At 63.6% G+C, this 21,908-nt stretch carries 16 protein-coding genes and 1 pseudogene; 14 read left to right on the top strand and 3 right to left on the bottom strand.

The annotated features are described in order from the left end of the window. The 7 genes from AC1DYX_RS11910 to AC1DYX_RS11880 form a co-directional block, all read left to right on the top strand. The coding region (locus tag AC1DYX_RS11910; RefSeq protein ID WP_477259014.1) for a divalent metal cation transporter at positions 1-200 on the top strand (200 nt) is incomplete at its 5' end. A gap of 118 nt (positions 201-318) precedes the next feature. After that, a complete protein-coding gene (locus AC1DYX_RS11905) occupies positions 319-906 on the top strand; it encodes a type 1 glutamine amidotransferase domain-containing protein (protein WP_477259013.1) in 588 nt (195 codons plus the stop codon). A 76-nt stretch (positions 907-982) separates the two neighbouring features. Then, positions 983-1,561 (top strand): helix-turn-helix domain-containing protein, encoded by a 579-nt coding sequence (locus tag AC1DYX_RS11900; RefSeq protein ID WP_477259012.1) that lies wholly within the window; start codon positions 983-985, stop codon positions 1,559-1,561. 2 nt (positions 1,562-1,563) lie between these two features. Further along, positions 1,564-2,079, top strand: coding sequence for an N-acetyltransferase family protein (locus AC1DYX_RS11895; protein ID WP_477259011.1), 516 nt, complete (start codon positions 1,564-1,566; stop codon positions 2,077-2,079). A gap of 515 nt (positions 2,080-2,594) precedes the next feature. Then, a complete protein-coding gene (locus AC1DYX_RS11890; RefSeq protein WP_477259010.1) occupies positions 2,595-4,220 on the top strand; it encodes a hypothetical protein in 1,626 nt (541 codons plus the stop codon). Between the two features lie 617 nt (positions 4,221-4,837). Then, complete coding sequence (gene ltrA / locus AC1DYX_RS11885; protein ID WP_477259009.1) at positions 4,838-6,232, top strand: group II intron reverse transcriptase/maturase; 1,395 nt, start codon at positions 4,838-4,840, stop codon at positions 6,230-6,232. Between the two features lie 494 nt (positions 6,233-6,726). After that, entirely contained in the window at positions 6,727-9,114 is a 2,388-nt protein-coding gene (locus AC1DYX_RS11880) for a discoidin domain-containing protein (protein ID WP_477259008.1), read from the top strand. A 374-nt stretch (positions 9,115-9,488) separates the two neighbouring features. Here the strand turns inward: AC1DYX_RS11880 and AC1DYX_RS11875 are convergent, their stop codons facing one another. From AC1DYX_RS11875 to AC1DYX_RS11865, 3 genes and pseudogenes are all read right to left on the bottom strand, one after another. After that, positions 9,489-10,007 carry a methyltransferase domain-containing protein gene (locus AC1DYX_RS11875; RefSeq protein WP_477259007.1) on the bottom strand — a complete coding sequence of 173 codons (519 nt, stop codon included), beginning with the start codon at positions 10,005-10,007 and terminating at the stop codon, positions 9,489-9,491. A 58-nt stretch (positions 10,008-10,065) separates the two neighbouring features. Further along, positions 10,066-10,202: pseudogene (locus AC1DYX_RS11870) on the bottom strand (DUF3761 domain-containing protein); the annotation flags it as partial. Positions 10,203-10,696: 494 nt separating this feature from the next. After that, a complete protein-coding gene (locus AC1DYX_RS11865; protein ID WP_477259016.1) occupies positions 10,697-12,547 on the bottom strand; it encodes a potassium transporter Kup in 1,851 nt (616 codons plus the stop codon). 265 nt (positions 12,548-12,812) lie between these two features. Between AC1DYX_RS11865 and AC1DYX_RS11860 the strand changes: the two genes are divergently transcribed. From AC1DYX_RS11860 to kdpE, 7 genes are all read left to right on the top strand, one after another. Next, positions 12,813-13,505: a ParA family protein gene (locus tag AC1DYX_RS11860; RefSeq protein ID WP_477259006.1), complete on the top strand. Its 693-nt coding sequence runs from the start codon at positions 12,813-12,815 to the stop codon at positions 13,503-13,505. A 112-nt stretch (positions 13,506-13,617) separates the two neighbouring features. Then, positions 13,618-13,707 carry a potassium-transporting ATPase subunit F gene (locus tag AC1DYX_RS11855; RefSeq protein WP_477259005.1) on the top strand — a complete coding sequence of 30 codons (90 nt, stop codon included), beginning with the start codon at positions 13,618-13,620 and terminating at the stop codon, positions 13,705-13,707. Beyond that, positions 13,707-15,512 (top strand): potassium-transporting ATPase subunit KdpA, encoded by a 1,806-nt coding sequence (kdpA, locus tag AC1DYX_RS11850; protein WP_477259004.1) that lies wholly within the window; start codon positions 13,707-13,709, stop codon positions 15,510-15,512. Before AC1DYX_RS11855 ends, kdpA begins: the two co-directional genes overlap by 1 nt. 33 nt (positions 15,513-15,545) lie before the next feature. Continuing rightward, positions 15,546-17,645, top strand: a complete 2,100-nt coding sequence (kdpB, locus tag AC1DYX_RS11845; protein ID WP_477259015.1) for a potassium-transporting ATPase subunit KdpB — start codon at positions 15,546-15,548, stop codon at positions 17,643-17,645. A 14-nt stretch (positions 17,646-17,659) separates the two neighbouring features. Next, positions 17,660-18,244, top strand: coding sequence for a potassium-transporting ATPase subunit KdpC (gene kdpC, locus AC1DYX_RS11840; RefSeq protein ID WP_477259003.1), 585 nt, complete (start codon positions 17,660-17,662; stop codon positions 18,242-18,244). A 9-nt stretch (positions 18,245-18,253) separates the two neighbouring features. Continuing rightward, complete coding sequence (gene kdpD, locus AC1DYX_RS11835; protein WP_477259002.1) at positions 18,254-20,980, top strand: two-component system sensor histidine kinase KdpD; 2,727 nt, start codon at positions 18,254-18,256, stop codon at positions 20,978-20,980. Then, positions 20,973-21,680: a two-component system response regulator KdpE gene (gene kdpE, locus AC1DYX_RS11830; protein ID WP_477259001.1), complete on the top strand. Its 708-nt coding sequence runs from the start codon at positions 20,973-20,975 to the stop codon at positions 21,678-21,680. The genes kdpD and kdpE overlap by 8 nt, the downstream gene beginning before the upstream one ends. Positions 21,681-21,908 lie beyond the last annotated feature (228 nt).

Below are 21,908 nucleotides of genomic sequence, written 5' to 3'. Positions count from 1 at the left end.
GACAGATGCTCGTCGGCAGCCAGGTCGTATTGAGCCTGCAATTGCCCTTTGCCATGTACCCACTGATCCGCCTGACTAGCCGCGCGGATCTGATGGGGCGCTTCGTCAATGCGTGGTGGACGACGGTCCTGTCGTGGTTCCTGTTCGTCGTCATCTCCAGCGCGAACGTCTGGATGGTGGGGCAGGCGCTGTTCGGCTGACCATATCCGCGCGCCGCCCGCGCGCCGGCGTTTCTTTCGCCCACGCGCCGTGCGACGCTTCGCGCACACTCTGCCTAGAATGGTTGATCATGTTATCCATTCGACCAAGGGAGTTTATATGGAACAAGTTTCCAGTAAGCCTTTGCAAGGCAAGCGCGTCGCCATGCTGATGACGGATGGCGTCGAACAGATCGAATACACGAGTCCGCGTTCCTTCCTCGAAGAGCAGGGCGCGACGGTCGTCCTGCTGGCGCCCAAGGCCGCCGGTGAAGAGGTGCAAGGGTTCAACCATATGCAACCCGGCGACCGCTTCAAGGTCGAGATGAACGTGGGCGATGCGAAACCGGCCGACTTCGATGGCCTCGTGCTGCCGGGCGGCGTCGCCAATCCGGACCAGCTGCGCTTGAGCAAGGAAGCCATTGATTTCATCCGCGAGTTCGATGGGGAAGACAAGATGGTCGCCGCGATCTGCCACGGTCCATGGACGCTGATCGATGCCGGCATCGCCACCGGCAAGCACCTGACCAGCTGGCCCAGCCTGAAGCGCGACCTGATGAATGCGGGCGCCGAGTGGTCCGACGAGCAAGTCGTGCTGGACGCGCGCCTCGTCACGAGCCGCAAGCCGGACGATCTGCCGGCGTTCAACGACATGCTGCTGAAGGAGTTGATGATCGCGCCGGGAACGGACCCGGGGCCGACATCCTGATCACATATCCATCAAGCTGGAGGTGGACTCCAGGATAATTGACGTAGCGTCTTTCATATTGGAGAATGTCTCCACTATGAAAGACGATTCTTCCGTGAATGGGCGTATCGCCCAACAGGTGCGCCTGCTCCGCAGCGAACGCGGGCTGTCGCTGGATGCGCTGTCGAACCAGTGCGGTGTCAGCCGTTCGATGCTGTCGCTGATCGAGCGCGGCGAGACGAGCCCGACGGCCGTCGTCCTCGACAAGCTGGCGGCCGGCCTCGGCGTGCCGCTGGCCTCGCTGTTCGACGATCCGGTTCGCAAGGACGAGCCCGTATCCCGTCATGCCGACCAGGTCGTGTGGCAGGATCCCCATTCCGGCTATGTGCGGCGCAATGTGTCGCCCGAAGGTTTCCAGTCACCAACACGTATCGTCGACGTGACTTTTCCGCCCCGTGCGCGCGTGACGTACGAGGCCGGCCCTCGCACGCCCGCCGTGCTGCAACAGATCTGGATCCTCGAAGGCCGTATGCAGATCGTGTACGGCACGGAAAGCTGGCTGCTGGAGAAGGGCGACTGCCTCGCCATCCCGCTCGACGCACCGAATTCCTTCCACAACCCCGGGGACGTGCCGGCGCGCTATGCCGTCGTCCTCACCACGCTTGCCAGGAACTGACCATGACTTGCCGCGTTCGCCGTCTCTTTTCCTTGACCGATGCCGACATCGAAGGGCTGGCGGCCGTGCTGGCCGACTGCGTGGAGGGCGGGGCGTCGGTCGGATTCATGCAGCCGTATTCGCTCGACCGGGCGGCGGCGTGGTGGCGCGGGCTTGCCGCCGACGTCGCGGCGGGACGAAGGGCGTTGCTCGTGGCCGAGGATGAGCAGGGCATCGTCGGTACGGTACACCTCGTGCTGGCGCAGCCGGACAATCAGCCGCATCGGGCAGATCTGTGCAAGATGCTCGTGATGCGGCGGGCGCGCAAGCAGGGTGTCGGGGCGGCGTTGATGGATGCGGCGGAAAGCGAGGCGCGGACTGCGGGCAAGACGTTGCTCGTGCTCGATACGGCGAGCGTCGAGGCGGAGCGACTGTATGCGCGTATGGGATGGACGCGGTTGGGCGTCATTCCTGGGTATGCGTTGTTGCCGGAGGGAGGGGTGTGCGATACCACTTATTTTTATCGCGAACTGGTGTGAAACATTAAAGGGGAGGCCTGGACGGGTGACATCCAGCCCGAACTTCAGAGCGGTCACTTCCTGCGCGGCACCCCAGCGTCTGAGCGTTTTACACCACTATTGCCTGTTCTCGTGCGGCTGCGGATCTGTCCAGCAGTCGGTCCAGTCCTGACGACCGGGCCAATCGCTGGATGTACTGGGAATGGAAGTACAAGAGTCCATTTTATTGCAAAAATATCAAGTACAAACGTCTACAATAATTAGAACTATTGGCCGATGTGCAACACCAGAGGCAGCCCTATTCTTGTTGAGCGAGATCATTAAACAAGCTTAAGGGGGCTACGATGAAGATGAGATCTGGGGTGTTGCTGGTTGGGGCGAGTGTGGCCCTGGCGGCGTGCGGTGGTGGAGGTAGTGGAAGCAACGGCGATAGCTGTGTTAGCGGTATTTCCGGCCTGTGCGCATCGCTTGGCGCCAGCAGTGGAAGCCCGACAACGACTGCGAGCCTGTACACGACGGCGCCATCGCAAGTCGCGATGACGCCGGGCAGCGGTGCCGCTTACACGATCGGCGGAGGCAGTGGAATCTACACGGCCGCCAGTAGCGACACCAGCGTCGCCACGGTGAGCGTAAGTGGTAACTCGTTGAAAGTGGTTGGCGTCGCACCCGGCACCGCCCATATCGCTATCACAGACACAGCAGGTGGCAAGGTCACGATTGCGGTGGCCACCAGTAGCCAAGTTTTGTTTTCGACCGCACCAGCACAAGTCTCGATTACTCCGGGCACCAGTGCCGTTTACACGATCGGCGGAGGTGTCGGGCCATACACCGCCACCAGCAGTAACACCAGCGTGGCCACGGCGAGCCTAAGCGGTAATTCGTTGACAGTAGTTGGYATCGCCCCCGGTACTGCCGATGTCGCCATCACCGACGCGGCGGGCGGCAAGGTCTCGATTGCGGTGGCTACCACCAACAGCCAGGCTTTGTTCACGACCGCACCGGCACAAGTCTCGATTACTCCAGGCACCAGCGCCGGATACACGATTGGCGGCGGCAGCGGGCCGTACTCGGCAACGAGCAGTAACACCAGCGTGGCGAAAGTGCATGTGAATGGGACTGCCCTGGCAATTGACAGTATCACGTCGGGGAAAGCCACCGTTGCGGTGACGGATTCCACTGGCAAGAGCGTTGCGATTGATGTCGCTTTCGTTGACCCCACCTGGTCGGCCGAGCCTCTTTTCATCACCGCCCCGACTGACATCACGTTGCCGTACGCCGGCGCGGTCTCGTACATGATAGCGGGCGGAGTGCCCCCGTATACCGCAAGCAGCAGCAGCCCCACGGTCGTGGCAGCGAGTACGAACGGTACGAGCCTGAATATCACCACACAGTGGCAGCAGTCCACCTCGTCGACCCCTACCGCAGTCACGGTCACTGACGCGAAAGGTCATCGGGTACAAACCAATGTGACGGTCCTGGGTAGAGGGCAGAGCGGGTCGATCCCCGCAATACTTCCTGCCTCGATCATCGCGAGCGACTGCACGACGAATATACCGTTCGTGTTCTTCGGAGGGACACCGCCTTTCAGTGTCTACAGCAGCGACAGCGTGCATACTCCTGTAAGCGCTCCATTGCCGTTTGGTGCAAATTCGTACTTCACGGCCAGCGTCCGGGATCTGCAACTGCCTCCAAATGTTTATCCGAATGGATCAACTTACACGGCTACCCTGACGGTCCTTGACAGCCAGTCGAAGACGGCGACGGCACAGGTGGTGGTATCAGACTATTCAGTTCATGGTTGCCCCACAAACCCGGTTCTTGAGGTCGTTGCCGGTTCGACTGTTGCCAAGGAGACCGAACAAATCAGCTTCCAAATTACGGGCAGCCTCCCACCGTACAGGGTATCCGTAAATAGCTATCAACTGCCTGGTGACCCTAACACCTGTTCGTCGCCAATCGTGAGTGTTCCCGATAAAGACATTGATACCCTCGACAGTAGCGGGCAGTACTACCCGTTCAGTGTGACAGCACTGACGATCCCTGAACTGCATAACGGCAGCGCACTTACTTGTACCGTAATGATCACTGTCGCAAGCCAAAATCCGGACGACAAGCAACAGAAAAACCTGGTGTTGAAGGTGTACCCGCAACCGACGCCATGACGGTATTCGTCGCTGGCCAGTCGACATTGACGCGAGTGTCAACCGCCCCGCGGTGCGCACTGAGACGAGGCTGGGGGATAGTATTGTTGCCGAACCCTACCGATGAAAGGCATTGACTTTGGGGTAGCCACAACCGGGCAGGTGCACATGAAGAACCCGCTGAGGAATCAGCGGGTTTTTTTATGGGGTGCGCCCGGCAGGGCGCACTTACTTGGAGGTGAAAGTCCTCTACTCGCCCGACAAGGGGAAGAGTTAGCCGAACGGCAAGGGTGTCGCGGGCGACTGCGAATCCGGAGGAAGCCGGAGGCAAAACGCTGGCCTGACGAACAGGAAGCGGATACGAGGCGACGCAGCCGGGTGAGGTGGCCCTTATCACCAAAGCCCAATACTTGTCCGGAAGGCTGCGGCGTAGATCCGACAGGCATAAGCGGGAAGGTGGGTGCGCAATACCCGGGGAGATCTGCATGCGTGCCATTGTGCTACCGACATCGCGAGGTGCCGGGATGCGCATGCAGAAGTCAGCAGAGGGCATAGTAGGTCGGGACAAGGGCGAGGAGTCCGGAGAGCCCGGCCGAAGGCCTGAACATTCAACAACGCGATTAGGACATTCGACCTCGATGCGAGCCATTGACGCGACAAGGCGGGCAACCGCGCCAGACATGGAGAGAGACGGCCGGATGTCGTCGACGGGCGTGTCCGGAGCCGAGGCGGGCACGGCGGCGGATGGGCAAACGAAAGCGGAAGGACTTCGGCAGATGGACGCCGTGGTCGAACGTAACAACCTCTGGCGAGCGTATGAGCGGGTCGTGCGGAACAAGGGAGCGGCGGGAGTCGATGGACTGACCGTTGCCGACTTCAAGGCATGGCTGCAACAGCACTGGCCAGCTGTCAGGGCGGCTCTGCTGGCGGGTGAGTACATGCCAGGGGCGGTGCGCAAGGTGGAAATACCGAAGCCGAACGGCGGAGTACGACTGCTTGGCATCCCCACAGTGCTGGACCGTCTGATCCAGCAGGCGCTGCTGCAAGTCCTGCAACCGGAATTTGAAACCGGATTCTCCGAACATAGTTATGGGTTTCGCCCCGGCCGCAACGCATGGCAAGCGGTACGGCAAGCGCAAAACTATCTCAGGGAAGGCCGCCGCTGGGTGGTCGACCTCGATCTGGAGAAGTTCTTCGACCGGGTGAACCACGACATCCTGATGTCGCGTGTCGCACGCAAGGTCAAGGACGAGCGGGTTCTAAAACTGATCCGGCGCTACCTCGAAGCGGGCGTGATGGCGGATGGAATCGTCAGCGCGAGGACGGAAGGGACGCCGCAGGGCGGTCCGTTGTCGCCGTTGCTGTCGAACATTCTTCTGACCGATCTTGACCGTGAACTGGAGCGCAGGGGGCACAAGTTTTGCCGCTACGCCGACGACTGCAACATCTACGTCCGGAGCGAGACGGCGGGGCGGCGCGCCATGGCCGTAATCACCGACTATCTGGAGCGCAGGCTCAAGCTCCGGGTGAATCGGGAGAAAAGCGCCGTGGCGCGGCCTTGGGACAGGAAGTTCCTCGGCTACAGCTTCACGTGGCACAAGCGGGCGCGCCTGAAAATCGCGGAGGGAAGCCTGAAGCGATTGAAGGACCGGGTACGTGAAATCGTCGTCGGGAATGCCTCGCGCAATCTCGCCGTGACGATCAACGAACTCAACCCGGCGCTACGCGGCTGGATGTCGTACTTCCGGCTGACCGAGGTAAAAGGTGCATTACAGGACTTGGACGGATGGGTGCGGCGCAAGCTACGCTGCCTGTTATGGCGGCAATGGAAGCGGCCGGCCACCCGTAACAGAAAGATGCAAGCGAGAGGGCTTGATGGGACGCGCGCGTGGAAGTCGGCGAGCAATGGCCGGGGCCCGTGGTGGAACGCCGGCGCGAGCCATATGAACGCCGCGTACCCGAAGAGTTATTTTGATGCGTTTGGGTTGGTTTCGCTGCTGGACACCCGGCAGCGTTTCCAGTTTGTTGAATGAACCGCCGTATGCGGAACCGCACGTACGGTGGTGTGAGAGGGCGGCGGGGGTAACTCCGCTCCCTACTCGATCGCAACCGCCATCTCTCGGCCGGCCCAAGGCTTTCTGTTTCCTGGTACTGCGTTATACCCCTATCTTCTGATGCCGCCTGGTTGGAAACAATAATCCGCTGCCATTGATACCTCTATTGTTGCCCGCATTGGAGCAGCCAAACCGGCATAAATACGAAATATATTGCCGTATGGCAATATGGCTGCCATAATTTAATAGTTCGATGCTCGAACAAATACTTCGCATCGTTGCGAGGCTGCGGGCAAGGCGACCGGGGCGCCCGGAACGCCCTTGAACGTGACGGTTCTGGCGTGCGCTATCGTACTGCTGATGTTGTTATCGAAGAAGCAACGATCCGCACGCCGGTGAGTGATGTTTATTCATGAAGGGTACCGATGAAAAATAGTTCCAAAATGTTTGGTCGAACCGGTCTTGCTGCTGCAATGCTCTCGCTGAGCGCAGCCCTGCTCCCGGGTTACAGCGCTGCRCAGGTCAGCGGTTTCACGCATCCCGGCACGCCGCTTACCGCCTCGGATCTCGCGACGCTCAAGTCGTACGTCGACCAGGGCAAGCAGCCATGGAAGTCCGCGTACGACCAGTTGGCAAACGATGGCAAGGCCAAGCTCACCTATGGCATGGCGGGCCCGTATGCAACGGTGAGCCGCGCCCCCGACGTGAATCTCTGGCCATGGCGCAACGACATGACCGCGATCTGGAATCTCGCGCGGATGTGGTATTTCACCCAGAACCCTGCCTACGCACAGAAGGCGCACGACATCCTGATGGCGTGGGCCACGACCCAGACTGCGTTCTCGGGGGGCGAGTCGATGCTCGACCTGGGCGACTACGCTTACGCGTTCGTGGGCGGGGCGGATATCCTGCGCGGCACATGGCCGGGCTGGACGGACGACGACACGGCCAAGGTAAAGGCCTATTTCACCAATGTCCTGTTGCCGGCATCGAATCCGTATGGCGAGAACATGTTTGGAGCCGCCAACAAAGGCGCGCTGGCCCTGAATGCCCTCGGCTTGATGGCCATCTTCAACGACGACACCGAGTTGCTGAACAGGGTCGTCTACCAGACCCGGACGCTCGCGCACATCGGACTGCGCAGTTCCAACGACATCGGCATGCTCGGCGACTCCCTGCGCGACCAGGGACACGCCCATGGGCAGCTCAAATCGCTGGTCATGCTCGCCGAGGCCCTGTGGAAGCAGGGTATCGACGTCTATTCCGATCTCGACAACCGCCTGCTGGCGGAGGGTGAATATTTCGCGCGGGTCAACGAGCTCGCGCCCACGCCTTTCCTCCCGTTCGGCACCACCGATGCTTACTACACCGCCGACTATACCAACCGCGGGTGGGGAGGCGGTAACCTGGTGCTCAATCAGATCCATGGCGCCTACGTCGTCCGCAAGGGCATGCAGGCACCCTTCATCGCGCAACGACGCCAATGGATGCCGGTGGACAGCACCAGCTTCATGTTCCTGAAGGACGTCGACACCTCCACGGCGACACCCGCGCCGGTGCTGTCCATTCCCACGACCGCCTCGATCACCTCGGGCTTTTCCGAAGCCGAGATCGGGGGCGCCACCCCGGCCGGATCGTCCTCGTACGCCAATGGCATCTGGACCGTGGTGGGTGCGGGTGCCGACAGCTGGGCTACGGCCGACAGCGAACACTTCACCTACAAGGCGCTCACCGGCGACGGCGCCATCATCGCGAAAGTCGAGTCGATCTCGAACACCAGCATTTACGCAAAGGCGGGCGTGATGATGYGCACCAGCCTTGCCCAGGGCGCTCCGCGCGCCACGATGGTCATCACCAGGGAGCTCAAGGCCGAGCAGAACATGCCGAACCTCACGGTCTACGGCGCCACGAACTATGGCAACAAGGGCTTTCCCATCGCGAATACCGTACCTTCGTACTGGGTGAAGCTCGAACGCATCGGCAACATGATCACCGGTTACGTTTCTCCGGACGGCACCAACTGGGCCGCCACCGACGTCGGCCGCATCGACGGCCCGCTGCCCGACACGATCTATGTCGGCCTGATGGTCTGCTCGCACGCCAACGGCACGCTGAATACCTCCACCTTCAGCAACGTCCAGATCACCGGCGGCGACGGTGGTGCGCCGACCGTCATCCCCGCCGCGCCCGCCACGCTGCTGGCCGAGCCTGGCGATGGCGTTGTCCCGCTGCGCTGGCAGCAGTCCTTCGGTGCCACCAGCTACGCGGTCCAGCGCGCCACGACCAGCGGCGGTCCGTACACGACCATCGCGTCGAACGTCACGGGCGGCAGCTACACGGACACGTCGGTGACCAATGGCACGACCTATTACTACACCGTCACGGCGACCAATTCCGCCGGCACGAGCGCCAACTCTGCCGAGGACAGCGCCACGCCGGTGCATCCGATGGTGAACGTCGCTACCGGCGGCACCGCCAACGACAGTGCGAACAACCGGGTCAACGCCACCAACGCCTTCGACCAGAACCCCGGGTCGTACTGGTTCTACAGTGGCGTGATGGGCTGGGTGCAGTATGACCTGGGCCACACGGAGACGGTCCAGCGCTACACGGTCGTCAGCGCCGACATCGCCTCGCGCGATCCGAAGGACTGGCAATTCCAGGGCTCCAACGACGGTGTCACCTGGACGACGCTCGATACGCAAAGCGGCCAGGTGTTCGCCAATCGCTTGCAGGTGAACAGCTACCCGGTCCCGACGCCGGGCGCCTATCGCTACTACCGGCTCAACGTCACATCCAATAATGGCGACGCCTACAATACGGTTGTCGCTGAAGTTGGACTGTTCGTTGCCAGGCCGTAGTCGGGAGTGAAAGGCAGAAGACCGCTGCGCGGTTTTCCTTAATCAGGCGAATCGAAGAGCCMTTGCGCTTGCAAGCGCAAGGGCGTTCGCGGGGGGGGCGTCGCTACGCGACTCGAATTCCCCGCTCGCCGCATACGGCTCGCCCCCTCGTCCGTGCCGGACGCGGATTCATCCCGCTTTGAATACTGGTGGAGGCGGYGTCTACAGACAATTCATTTTCTCTTTATAGTCAAGCCGTGCGCCAACAAGATTTGAAAATTTCCACTTACGTCAGGCAACCGACAGAAGCGGCGAAAACCGTCCATCGACCTTACTTTCGCAACAGCCTTTGCTGACTGAGTAAAGAGCCGGTGCTGGATATATACCCTCTGCTGCTATTTCTTGCGATAAATGCCAAAAAAGTCTAGCTTCGTGGAGTTTTCACCTGAGGTATTCCGCGATCCTCTTTCTGCAACAAATTTTATGCACTTAAGCGCCAGATCGTTTGCCTGTATGACCTCGAATAAGTCGAAAAAGTGGGGTTCGATTCCCGCTGAGCAAAACGATGCAAGCTTGGTTACGTACTTATTGCGTTGGCTGCCAAGAATAACTGCAACGCCACTTTTTTTTAAAACCCGATATACCTCCTGATTAAGAACGGAATATTTATAGGGGCTAATCGCTAAAACAATGTCTATCGTTTCGTTTGCAAAATCTATCTGTCGTTCGACATCTGAGTATCTAATATCAGCCCCGGAGTGAGGGATTGTCGAGCGGTCTGGGCTATATTTTACAACCTGATTATAAATGTCTAGATTGACAATGTCCCACCCGCGAAACTCATCGATATTAATTAATTCACTTTTTTTCAGTGGATTTAGTGATCCGGCACCAAGGTTGAGAATTGTCGGCATAGCAGTCCTCGTTGAGTAAATACGAAATGATTTCTTCTGCGAAAAATCCACTTAAAAATTAAAGCCATGCCGCCACCCCGCCATGTCGCGAGCACGTCCCTCTCCAATGTTGACTGAAGCTGTACATTTCACCCCACACCCCGCGCTCGCGCCGGCCGGGACCTGGTCATGCGTTGACGGAGCAGGAGAGTGCACTTCATACGTGGCCGCCTTTCGCGGCTACCGAGAGTGAGAAGGCAGCCAGGGCTATCGCGATGATGATCGCGTTCATGTTCATCTCTCTTGCGGCGACACCGAAGTGCGGCGTTCTGTCAGGGATCATACGCTTGCGCATTGGCAAAAAACTATCCGATTACCACTTTCGAGCCGGGCGACGGATACGGTATCGCACACCTTGGAATCGTCGGCGCGAGCTGCGGCATGGTCGGGCGCAGGTCCTCGCGGACGGGCGCCACCGCGAGGTCTGGCGATCGCGGCCAGCGCCGATCGCACCGGCGGCAGCACGGGGAGAGTCGGCTCGCCACGGGCTTGTGTTGAACTCGATGCTGTGATGGACGCACGCGCCTGGCCCCGTCGAACTCCTTGTATTCCATCGGCACCGACGACCGGTTCGCGACCGTGGACCTGCGCGTCCAGCGACCCGGCAGGCGCAGGATATTCTCCAGGTTGACGACTGCACACCGCCCCGCCTAGATTTCCACTTGCGTCCCCACTTCAATCACCCGGTTGGTCGGAATCTGGTAGTAGTCGGCCGCATCTCGTGCGTTGCGCTGCATTGCGACAAACAGGTGCTCAAGCCATGGTGCCATGCCCGCGCCTGGTGTCGAGATCACGGTTTGCCGTGCGATGAAGAACGAAGTCTGCATCATGTCGAACGGCAGCCCGTGCTCCGAGCAGAGGGCGAGCATGGCGGGAATGTCCGGCTCGTCCTTGAACCCGAACGTGACGTCGACCTGGTAGCAACCGTGTCCGAGCGACGTGACGCGCACCTGTTTTTCTTGCTCGGCGTGCGGCTCGTCGATGATGTGTACGGTGAGAAAGACGATTCGTTCGTGCATGACCTTGTTGTGCGACAGGTTGTGCAGCATCGCGTGCGGCACGCCATCGCTCTCGCCGCGCAGGAAGATCGCCGTGCCCGCGACACGCAGGGGTGGCGCGATGAACACGGACTCGAGGAAGGCACCGAGCGGGATCGCATGCTTGTGCAGATTGTCGAATACCAGCTGGCGGCCCCGGCGCCAAGTGAGCATCAGGGTGAACAGCAGTGTCCCGAGAAGCAGGGGGAACCAGCCGCCGTGCAGGATCTTGAGCACGTTTGCCGAGAAGAAGGCGACGTCGATCGCCAGGAAGAAGCCGGTCGCCCCAATGCACAGCAGCAGGTTCAGGCGCCAGCGGTAGCGGATCACAAAGTAGGTGAGGATGGTGGTCGCCAGCATCGTCGCGGTCACGGCGATGCCGTAGGCCGAGGCCAGCTGTTCGGATGAGCCGAAGCCGATCACGGCCAGCAGCACCGCGATCAGCTGCAGCCAGTTCACCGACGGGATATAAATCTGTCCGATCTCGCGTTCGGACGTGTGCACGACGCGCATGCGCGGCAGGAACCCCAGCGCGATCGCCTCCTTGGTCATCGAGAAGGTGCCGGAAATCGTCGCCTGCGAGGCGATCACGGTCGCAATGGTCGACAGCACGACCAGCGGATAGACGCTCCAGTTGCCCAGTTGCTGGTAGAACGGGTTGTCGATGGCTTCAGGCCGCGCCAGCAGCAGGCCACCCTGGCCGAGATAGTTCAGGGCCAGGGCAGGGAAGGCCACGGCGAACCAGGCGAGCCGGATGGGCCTCCTGCCGAAGTGGCCCATGTCAGCATACAGTGCCTCGGCGCCGGTGAAGGCCAGCACGATCGCGCCAAGTGCAAGGAATCCGAGGCCGCGATTGTCGATGAAGAAGCGTACCGCATGCCACGGGTTGAGCGCGACCAGGATGCCGGGGCTGTGGGCGATATTCACGAGGCCCATTGCCGCCAGCGCCGCAAACCACAGCAGCATGATCGGGCCGAACCAGCGGCCGATGCCGGCCGTGCCATGACGCTGGGCCGCATACAGGCATACCAGAACGACGATCGTCAGCGGCACGACATACGGCTGCAGCGCCGGGGTGGCGACCTCCAGGCCCTCGACCGCCGACAGGACCGAAATCGCCGGCGTGATCACGCTGTCGCCGTAGAACAATGCAGCGCCGAACACTCCGATCAGGAGCAGCACGATATGCAGGCGTTTGCGGTCGCCGATGGCGGCCAGCACGAGCGCCAGCAGCGCCATGATGCCGCCTTCGCCGCGGTTGTCCGCGCGCAGGACCAGCGCCACGTATTTGAAGGAGACGATGRTTGTCAGGCCCCAGAAGATCAGCGACACGACGCCGATCAGGTTGGCCGGCGTGAGCGCCAGCCCATGCGCGGGGTCGAAGATGGTCTTGAGCGTGTACAGCGGACTGGTGCCGATGTCGCCGTACACGATGCCGATGGCGGCCAGCGCGAGGCCGGCCATGTTCCTGTTTTTCTGCTGCGTATCCAACCAAGCTCTCCAGACGGTATGCGAGGGAGATATCGTAGCGGGAGGCATATAAAGATTTTGTAAAAAGATACGGCCTGGTGTCCCCGTATATAAACCGTTTATCCGCGCCCGACATCTTTTTAGAAAATCTTTACGTCCCCGTATCTACACTCCCTGCATCAAGATTCGACAGCAAGGAGCACGATATGCACGCCGCAATGCCCAAAACGGACGGCCGTTCAACCGGAACGCCGCAGTCATGATCGTCACGGTCGCCAACTGCGCGCCGGCCGACATCGGCGCCCTCGTGGCCGAAAACATGGCCGTGCTGCACGGGCGCACTGGCCGCAAGATGCTGCTGCTGGACGCCAGCCGTCGGCAGGCCTGCGCACGCTGGGGCGCCGAACGCGCCCGTTCACGCCTGCGCCCCGTCGTGGCCACCCGCGCCGTGCGCGGGAGCGGATTCTCCGAGCAGCTGGAACGGCTCCAGGCGCGCTACGACGACGTCGCCATCGTCGTCGACACGGACGGCGGCAACGGTCTCGAATGCCGCTGCGCGCTGATCGCGGCGCACGTCGCGCTGGTGCCGCTGACTCCTGAACACACCGATGTCGACGCCCGCTACGAGCTGATCGCCCGGCTCAACAGTGCCCGCATGTTCAATCCCGGCCTGCGTGTGCTGTTCGTTGCGGTGGGCGGCGAGCACGATCCGGCGTCCGGGGAATCGTGCGCCATGCGCGCCTATGCGGCTCAGGTGATGTCGGCCGGCATGGCGGCCACCATCCTGCATCTGCCGGCGCTGCGATGGGGTGCCGACATCCCCGGCCGCTGCGCCAGCGATATCGACAGCAGTTCCGGCGCCGCCGAGACGGTGGCGCTGCATGAGGAGGTCTACCGGACCGCCTTCGCCGTTTTCCCGGCGCTTGCCACCGGCGGCGCCAGGCCTCTCTGATTAACCTGACTAACGAGGTCACCATGGATATCGTCTTCATCGGCGCGATCGTCCTGTTCGCCGCCCTGATCTGGGGCATGACGAACGGCTGCGCCAGACTGGGAGAACGCAAATGACACTGTTCTACCTGATTGGCGCGCTCGCATCCGGCGCCTTGCTGGTGTACCTGCTGTACGCCATGTTCTGTGCGGAGGACCTGTGATGGACATGCATTCGCTGGCGCTACCGGCGCTGTTTTTCGTGATCCTGCTGGCCGCGTCGTGGCCGCTCGGGATCCTGCTGGCCCGTGTGGCCGACGGCGGCCGCGTGCGCGGTTTCGGCTGGCTGCACCGGGCCGAAGCCTTTCTCTACCGCGTGGCTGGCGTGGACGTGGGCACGGGCATGGACTGGAAGGCCTATGCCCTGGCCCTGCTGGCATTCAATGCGCTTGGCACGCTGGTCGTCTATCTGTTGCAGCGGGTGCAGGCCTGGCTGCCCTTGAATCCCCAGGGCATCGCCAACGTCAGCCCGGATTCGGCGTTCAACACAGCCGTCAGCTTCGTCAGCAATACCAACTGGCAGGGCTACAGCGGCGAGCAGGCGATGAGCTATCTCACGCAGATGCTGGCGCTGACCTGCCAGAACTTCTTCTCGGCCGCCACCGGCATGGCCGTCGTGTTCGCGCTGATCCGCGGCTTCTCGTCGAAGTCGGCGCGTTCCATCGGCAACTTCTGGGTCGACATCACCCGCAGCACCCTGTACGTGCTGCTGCCGCTGTCGCTGGTGTTCTCCGTGTTCCTGATGGGCCAGGGCGTGATCCAGAATTTCTCGAGCTACCAGCAGGTCCAGTTGCTCGAGCCGCTCACGTACACGCAGCCGAAGACGGGCGCCGACGGCCAGCCCGTGCTGGACGCGAAGGGCCAGCCCGTCACCGAGACCCTGACGACCACCACCCAGACGATTGCGATGGGGCCGGTGGCGTCGCAGGAAGCCATCAAGATGCTGGGCACCAACGGCGGCGGCTTCTTCAACGCCAACTCCGCGCACCCGTACGAAAATCCGACGGCGCTGTCCAACTTGTTTCAGATGGTGTCGATCTTCCTGATCCCGGCCGGCCTGTGCTTCGCGTTCGGCCGCCTCGTCGGCGACCGGCGCCAGGGCTGGGCCATCCTGGCCGCCATGACGGTGATGTTCATCGTGATGGCGGGCAGCGTGATCGTGGCCGAGCACCAGGCCCATCCGGCGCTCGCCGCGCTGGGCGTCGACCAGCAGGCCAGCAGCCTGCAGGCGGGCGGCAACATGGAGGGCAAGGAAACCCGTTTCGGCATCGACGCCTCGGCCCTGTTCGCCGCCATCACCACGGCCGCGTCGTGCGGCGCGGTCAATGCGATGCACGACTCGTTCACGCCGCTGGGCGGCGCCGTGCCCCTCATGCTCATCCAGTTCGGCGAGGTGGTCTTCGGCGGCGTYGGCTCCGGCCTGTACGGCATGCTGATCTTTGCGATCATGGCCGTCTTCATTGCCGGCCTGATGATCGGCCGCACGCCGGAATACCTGGGCAAGAAGATCCAGGCCTACGAGATGAAGATGACGTCCGTCGCCATCCTCGTCACGCCCGTGCTGGTGCTGGCCGGCACCGCGATCGCCGTGTTGACGGCGGCCGGCAAGGCCGGCGTCGCCAACCCCGGCGCGCACGGCTTCTCCGAGATCCTGTACGCGTTCAGCTCGGCCGCGAACAACAACGGCAGTGCGTTCGCCGGGCTGTCCGCCAACACCCCGTTCTACAACTGGCTGCTGGCGATCGCGATGTGGTTCGGACGCTTCGCCATGATCGTGCCCGTGCTGGCGATCGCCGGCTCGCTCGCGGCCAAGCAGCGCCTGCAGACGACGGCCRGCACCATGCCCACGCACGGCCCGATGTTCGTGGGCCTGCTGGTCGGCGTGGTCGTGCTGGTCGGCGTGCTGAACTACGTGCCGGCGCTCGCCCTCGGCCCCGTCGTCGAACACCTGCAGCTGTTTGCCAAATAACCTGGAGTCGCCATGTCCCAACTCAATTCCCCGATGACGGCGCCCGTGGCCGCGCCATCCGATGCGGCAGCCGGGAAGCGCCTGACCATGTTCGACACGGGCCTGGTCGCCCCGGCGCTGGTCGACGCCTTCAAGAAACTGGGTGTGCGCACGCAGCTGCGCAGTCCAGTCATGTTCGTCGTGTACGTCGGCAGCATCATCACGACGCTGCTGTACGTGCAGGCGCTGTTCGGCACCGGCGAGGCCCCGGCCGGCTTCATCCTCGCCTGCGCCGTCTGGCTGTGGTTCACGGTGCTGTTCGCCAACTTCGCGGAAGCGCTGGCCGAAGGGCGCAGCAAGGCGCAGGCGGCCTCGCTGCGCGGTCTGAAGGAGGCCGTGACCGCCAAGAAGCTGGCCGTGCCGAAGCACGGCACGACGTGGCTACCTTGTCCCGCCACCGACCTGCGCAAGGGTAATCACATTCTGATCGAAGCGGGCGACGTGGTGCCGATCGACGGCGAGGTGATCGAAGGTGTCGCCTCGGTGGACGAGAGCGCGATCACGGGCGAATCGGCGCCGGTGATCCGCGAATCGGGCGGCGATTTCTCGGCCGTCACCGGCGGCACGCGCGTGCTGTCCGACTGGCTGGTCGTGAAGGTGACGGCAAACCCCGGCGAGACTTTCCTCGACCGCATGATCGCGATGGTGGAAGGCGCCAAGCGCAAGAAGACGCCCAACGAGATCGCCCTGACGATCCTGCTGGTGGCGCTGACGATCGTGTTCCTCGTCGTCACGGTGACCCTGCTGCCGTTCTCCCTGTACTCGGTGGAGGTCGCCAAGGCCGGCACGCCGGTCACGATCACCGTGCTGATCGCGTTGCTCGTATGCCTGATCCCGACCACCATCGGCGGCCTGCTCTCGGCTATCGGCGTGGCCGGCATGAGCCGCATGATGCGCGCGAACGTGATCGCCACCTCGGGCCGTGCGGTGGAAGCCGCCGKCGACGTCGACGTGCTCCTGCTCGACAAGACCGGCACCATCACGCTCGGCAACCGCCAGGCGGCCGCCTTCCTGCCGGCGCCGGGCGTGACGGAGCGCGAGCTGGCCGACGTGGCGCAACTGGCCTCGCTGGCCGACGAGACGCCGGAAGGCCGCAGCATCGTGGTGCTGGCCAAGCAGCGCTTCAATATCCGCGAACGCGCGCTGGAGAGCCTGCACGCCGTCTTCCTGCCGTTTTCCGCGAACACCCGGATGAGCGGCGTCGATTGCGGCGAACGCCAGATCCGCAAGGGCGCGGCCGATGCGGTGCGCCGCCACGTCGAGGCGCTCGGCATGCCGTTCCCGCCCGAAGTCGTGCGCACGGTCGAAGACGCCGCGCGCCGTGGCAGCACCCCGCTGGTCGTGGTCGACGGATCCCGCGTGATGGGCGTGGTCGAGTTGAAGGACATCGTCAAGGGGGGTATCCGGGAGCGTTTCGCGGAGCTGCGCCGCATGGGCATCAAGACCGTGATGATCACTGGCGACAACACGCTGACGGCGGCCGCGATCGCCGCCGAAGCGGGCGTCGACGACTTCCTGGCCGAAGCCACGCCAGAGGACAAGCTCAAATTGATCCGGCAATACCAGTCGGAAGGCCGCCTGGTGGCGATGACCGGCGACGGCACCAACGATGCGCCGGCGCTGGCCCAGGCCGACGTGGCGGTGGCGATGAACTCGGGTACGCAGGCTGCCAAGGAGGCCGGCAACATGGTCGACCTCGACTCGAACCCGACCAAGCTGCTGGAAATCGTCGAGATCGGCAAGCAGATGCTGATGACGCGGGGATCGCTGACGACGTTCTCGATCGCCAACGACGTGGCCAAGTATTTTGCGATCATCCCGGCCGCCTTCGTCGGCACCTATCCGCAGCTGAAAGCGCTCGACGTCATGCACCTGTCGAGTCCGGCCTCGGCGATCATGTCGGCACTGATCTTCAATGCGCTGATCATCGTGTTCCTGATCCCGCTGGCCCTGCGTGGCGTACGCTACCGCGCGATCGGCGCGACGGCCCTGCTGCGCCGTAACCTGCTGATCTACGGTATCGGCGGTATCATCCTGCCGTTCATCGGCATCAAGCTGATCGACCTGCTGCTGGCGTCGCTCAACCTCGTCTGAACAAGGAGCATCCCATGGCATCCACCCTTCGTCCCGCACTGGTCGTGTTCGGCGCCCTGACCCTGCTGTGCGGCGTCCTGTACCCCGCCGCCGTCACCGGCATCGGCCGCGTGGCCTTTGCCCACCAGGTGGACGGCAGCCTGATCGAAGTCGACGGCAAGAGCGTCGGCTCCAGCCTGATCGGCCAGCCGTTCGCGCAGCCCGGCTATTTCTGGGGCCGGCCTTCGGCGACCGCACCGATGCCGTACAACGCCGCCGGCTCTGGCGGCTCCAACCAGGGAGCGACCAATCCCGCGCTGCTGGACGCCGTCAAGGAGCGCATTGCCGCGCTGAAGGCGGCCGATCCCGGCAACCGGGCGCCGATCCCCGTCGACCTCGTCACCGCGTCCGCCAGCGGCGTCGACCCGGAGATCAGCCTGGCGGCCGCCGCATACCAGGCGCCCCGTATCGCCGCGGCACGCAAGGTGCCGGAACAGCAGGTGCGCGCGCTCATCGAGCGGTATCGAAACGATCCGGCGCTGGGGTTCCTGGGCGAGGCGCGCGTGAACGTGCTGGCGTTGAACCTGGCCCTGGACGGCAAGGCGCCGCGCGCGCAATGAGGCAGTAGCATGAACTTTCCCGGCGACGAATCACGGCGCGATCCGGATGCGCTGCTGGCCCAGGTGCAGGAACAGGAGCGCCGGGCGGCGCGCGGCCGGCTGCGCATCTTTTTCGGCGCGTCGGCCGGGGTCGGTAAAACGTATTCGATGCTGTCCGCGGCGCGCCAGCTTGCCGCCACCCGTGACGTGTTGATCGGCATCGTCGAGACGCACGGGCGCGCCGAGACGGAAGCCTTGCTGGAAGGGCTGGCCGTCCTGCCGCGCAAGCGCATCGACTACCACGGCAGGCAGCTCACCGAATTCGACATCGACACCGCGCTCGAACGACGTCCGCAACTCATCCTGGTCGACGAACTGGCGCACTCGAACGTCGCCGGTTCACGCCACCCCAAGCGCTGGCAGGACGTCGAAGAACTGCTGGCCGCCGGCATCGACGTGTTCACCACGGTGAACGTGCAGCACCTCGAGAGCCTGAACGACGTGGTGGGCGGAATCACCGGCGTACGCGTCGGGGAGACGGTGCCGGACTCCGTGTTCGACGGCGCCGACGAAGTTGTGTTGGTCGACCTGCCGGCGGACGAGCTGCTGGCCCGGCTCAAGCTCGGCAAGGTGTATCAGCCAGCCCAGGCCGAGCGGGCCGGCCGGAATTTCTTCCGCAAGGGGAACCTCATCGCGCTGCGCGAACTGGCGCTACGCCGGACCGCCGAACGCATCGGGGACGACGTGCGCGCCTACCGTGTCGAAAAATCGATCGATACGGTCTGGCGGACGGGCACCGCACTGCTGGCCTGTGTCGGCCCCGGCTCCGGCGCGGAGGTCGTGGTGCGCAGCGCGGCGCGTCTGGCGGCCCAGCTTGGCGCAGAGTGGCACGCGGTCTACGTCGAGACGCCGACGCTGCAGCGTCTTGGTACCGGCCCGCGCGAGCGGATCCTGCAAGCGCTCAAGCTGGCACGCGATCTCGGCGCGGCCACCGCGGTGCTGTCGGGCGACAGCATCGAGGTTGCGGTCATCGACTACGCGCGCAGCCATAACCTCTCGCGGATCGCGCTCGGGCGCGGGCGAGCCGGACGGCCGTGGCGTGTGCCGTGCGGCCGGCGCATCGCACGCCTGGCGCCCGACATCGAATTGCTCGAAGTCGCCGCGCCGCACGAAACGGAGGCCGACGTTGCGGGGCCAGTGCCTCGTGTAGTCCCCGACGTGCCTGCCCGGACGGCCATCGTGGCGCACGGCGTGGCGATCCTGTCCAGTCTGGGCATGGCGCTGGCGGCCACGCCGACCATCGCCTGGCTGGATCTGGCCAACATCGCCATGCTGTTCCTGCTGGTCGTGCTGCTGGTGGCGGTGCGTTTCGGCCGTGGACCATCGGTCACGGCAACCTGTGTCAGCGTGGCGTGCTTCGACTTCTTCTTCGTGCCGCCGCGCTTCACGTTCGCGATATCGGATCTCCAGTACCTGGTGACGTTCGGCGTGATGCTGGCGGTCGGCCTGATCACCGGGCATCTCACGGCCGGCCTGCGTTTCCAGGCACACGTCGCCGCCCGGCGCGAGAGCAGGACCCGCGCGTTGTACGAATTCGCACGGGCGCTGTCCGGCGTATTGCAGACGGAGCAGATCCAGGAAGCGACGCGCGACGCCATCGGGCGTACCTTCAACGCGCGCACGATCCTGCTGCTGCCGGACGCGGACGGGCGCGTGTGCCCCGCTGGGGAAGACGGCGAGGAGACGAGCGCGGCGCTCGACACCGGCATTGCGCAGTGGGCGTTCGATCATGGCGCCAGCGCCGGCATGGGCACCGACACCTTGCCGGGCAACCCCGTCTTCTACATGCCGCTGGTGGCGCCGATGCGCACCCGGGGCGTACTGGCGATCGAGGCCACGGAGCCGCACTGGCTGCTGGCGCCGGAACAACGCCAGCAGCTCGATACGTTCGCGGCGCTGGCCGCGATCGCGCTGGAAAGGGTGCACTATATCGAGGTCGCACAGGAGGCGCTGGTCAAGATCGAATCGGAGCGCCTGCGCAATTCGCTGCTCGCGGCGCTGTCGCACGACCTGCGCACGCCGCTCACGTCGCTGATGGCGCAGGCCGAATCGCTGGCGCGCTCCTCCCCGCCGCTGGCGCCGGCGCAGCGCACCATGGCGGACGCGCTGCGCGAGGAAATGGTACGCATGAGCATGCTGGTGACGAATTTGCTCGACATGGCCCGCATCGAGAGCGGCGACGTCAAGCTCAGGCTCCAGTGGCAACCGGTCGAGGAGGTCATCGGCAGCGCACTCGCGGCCAGCCGTGCCGCGCTTGCCGGCCACACGGTGGAGACCCACGTGCCGGTCGACCTGCCGCTGGTGCAGTACGACGCCGTGTTGATCGAACGAGTGTTGTCCAACCTGCTGGAAAATGCGGGGAAATATACGCCGCCGGGCAGTACGGTCGCCATCTCGGCCGAGCGACGCGGCGTGTGGCTCGACATCGCGGTGACGGACGACGGTCCTGGCCTGCCGTCCGGCCAGGAAGAGGCGGTGTTCGAGAAATTCACGCGCGGCGAGCGCGAATCCGCCAAGCCCGGGGTGGGCCTGGGCCTGGCGATCTGCCGGGCGATCGTCAATGCGCACGGCGGCACGATCCACGCGGCAAACCGACCGGAAGGGGGCGCTTGCTTCGTGTTCACGCTTCCGCTGGGGACACCGCCGGAGATGCCGCTACTGGATGAAGAGCTGGAAAACGAGGAGCAGGATGAGTGATTTTGTGGGCATTGCCCTGCTCGTGGAAGACGAGCCTCACATTCGCCGCTTCGTGCGGGGCGCGCTGGAGCAGGAAGGGTGGCAGGTCCATGAGGCGGCGACCTTGCAACGCGGGTTGACGGAGGCCGGGACGCGCAAGCCCGACGTGGTCATCCTCGATCTCGGCCTGCCCGACGGCGACGGTGTCGATTTCATCGAGGACCTGCGCAAGTGGTCCGCGGTACCGGTCATCGTGCTGTCGGCACGCGTGAACGAAGAAGAAAAGATCCGCGCCCTCGACCACGGGGCGGACGACTACCTGACCAAGCCGTTCGGCGTCGGCGAACTGCTGGCGCGCGTGCGCGCGTCGCAGCGCCGCCAGCGCGGTCCGGCCACCGGCGGCGACGGCAAGGTGCGCTTTGGCGACGTGGTCGTGGACATACAGAACCGGCGTGTCACCAAGGGCGGCGTGCCCGTGCGGCTGACGCCGACGGAACATCGCCTGCTGGCGGTGCTCGTCGCCAACGCCGGCAAGGTCATGACGACGCCCCAGCTGTTGCGCAATGTCTGGGGGCCGAACCAGGCGGACCATGCCCATTACCTGCGGATCTACATGGGTCATCTGCGCCATAAACTGGAGGACAATCCGGCCCAGCCCCGGTACATGATCACCGAGACCGGCGTCGGCTACCGGTTCCAGCTGCCGTCGGAAGTTGTTTGAACACCTGGAATTCAATAAGTGACGAATCGGGAGGCCTGGCGCTTGCATGCTCCAGGCCGCTCGCGGGCTCGCCGCATGCGGCTCGAAATCCCCGCTCGCCCCTCGTCCGTGCCGGACGAGGATTCAATTCCACGGGCTGCACGAGAGGTATTCAAAACAAAAGCCCCGCCGGCTTGCGCCGGCGGGGCTTTTGTTTTGAATACTGGTGGAGGCGGAGGGAATCGAACC

This window comes from Massilia sp. P2_C2, assembly GCF_056404615.1.
The sequence above is the reverse complement of the archived record's forward strand: the minus strand, read 5'-3'. Positions and strand labels throughout refer to the sequence as shown.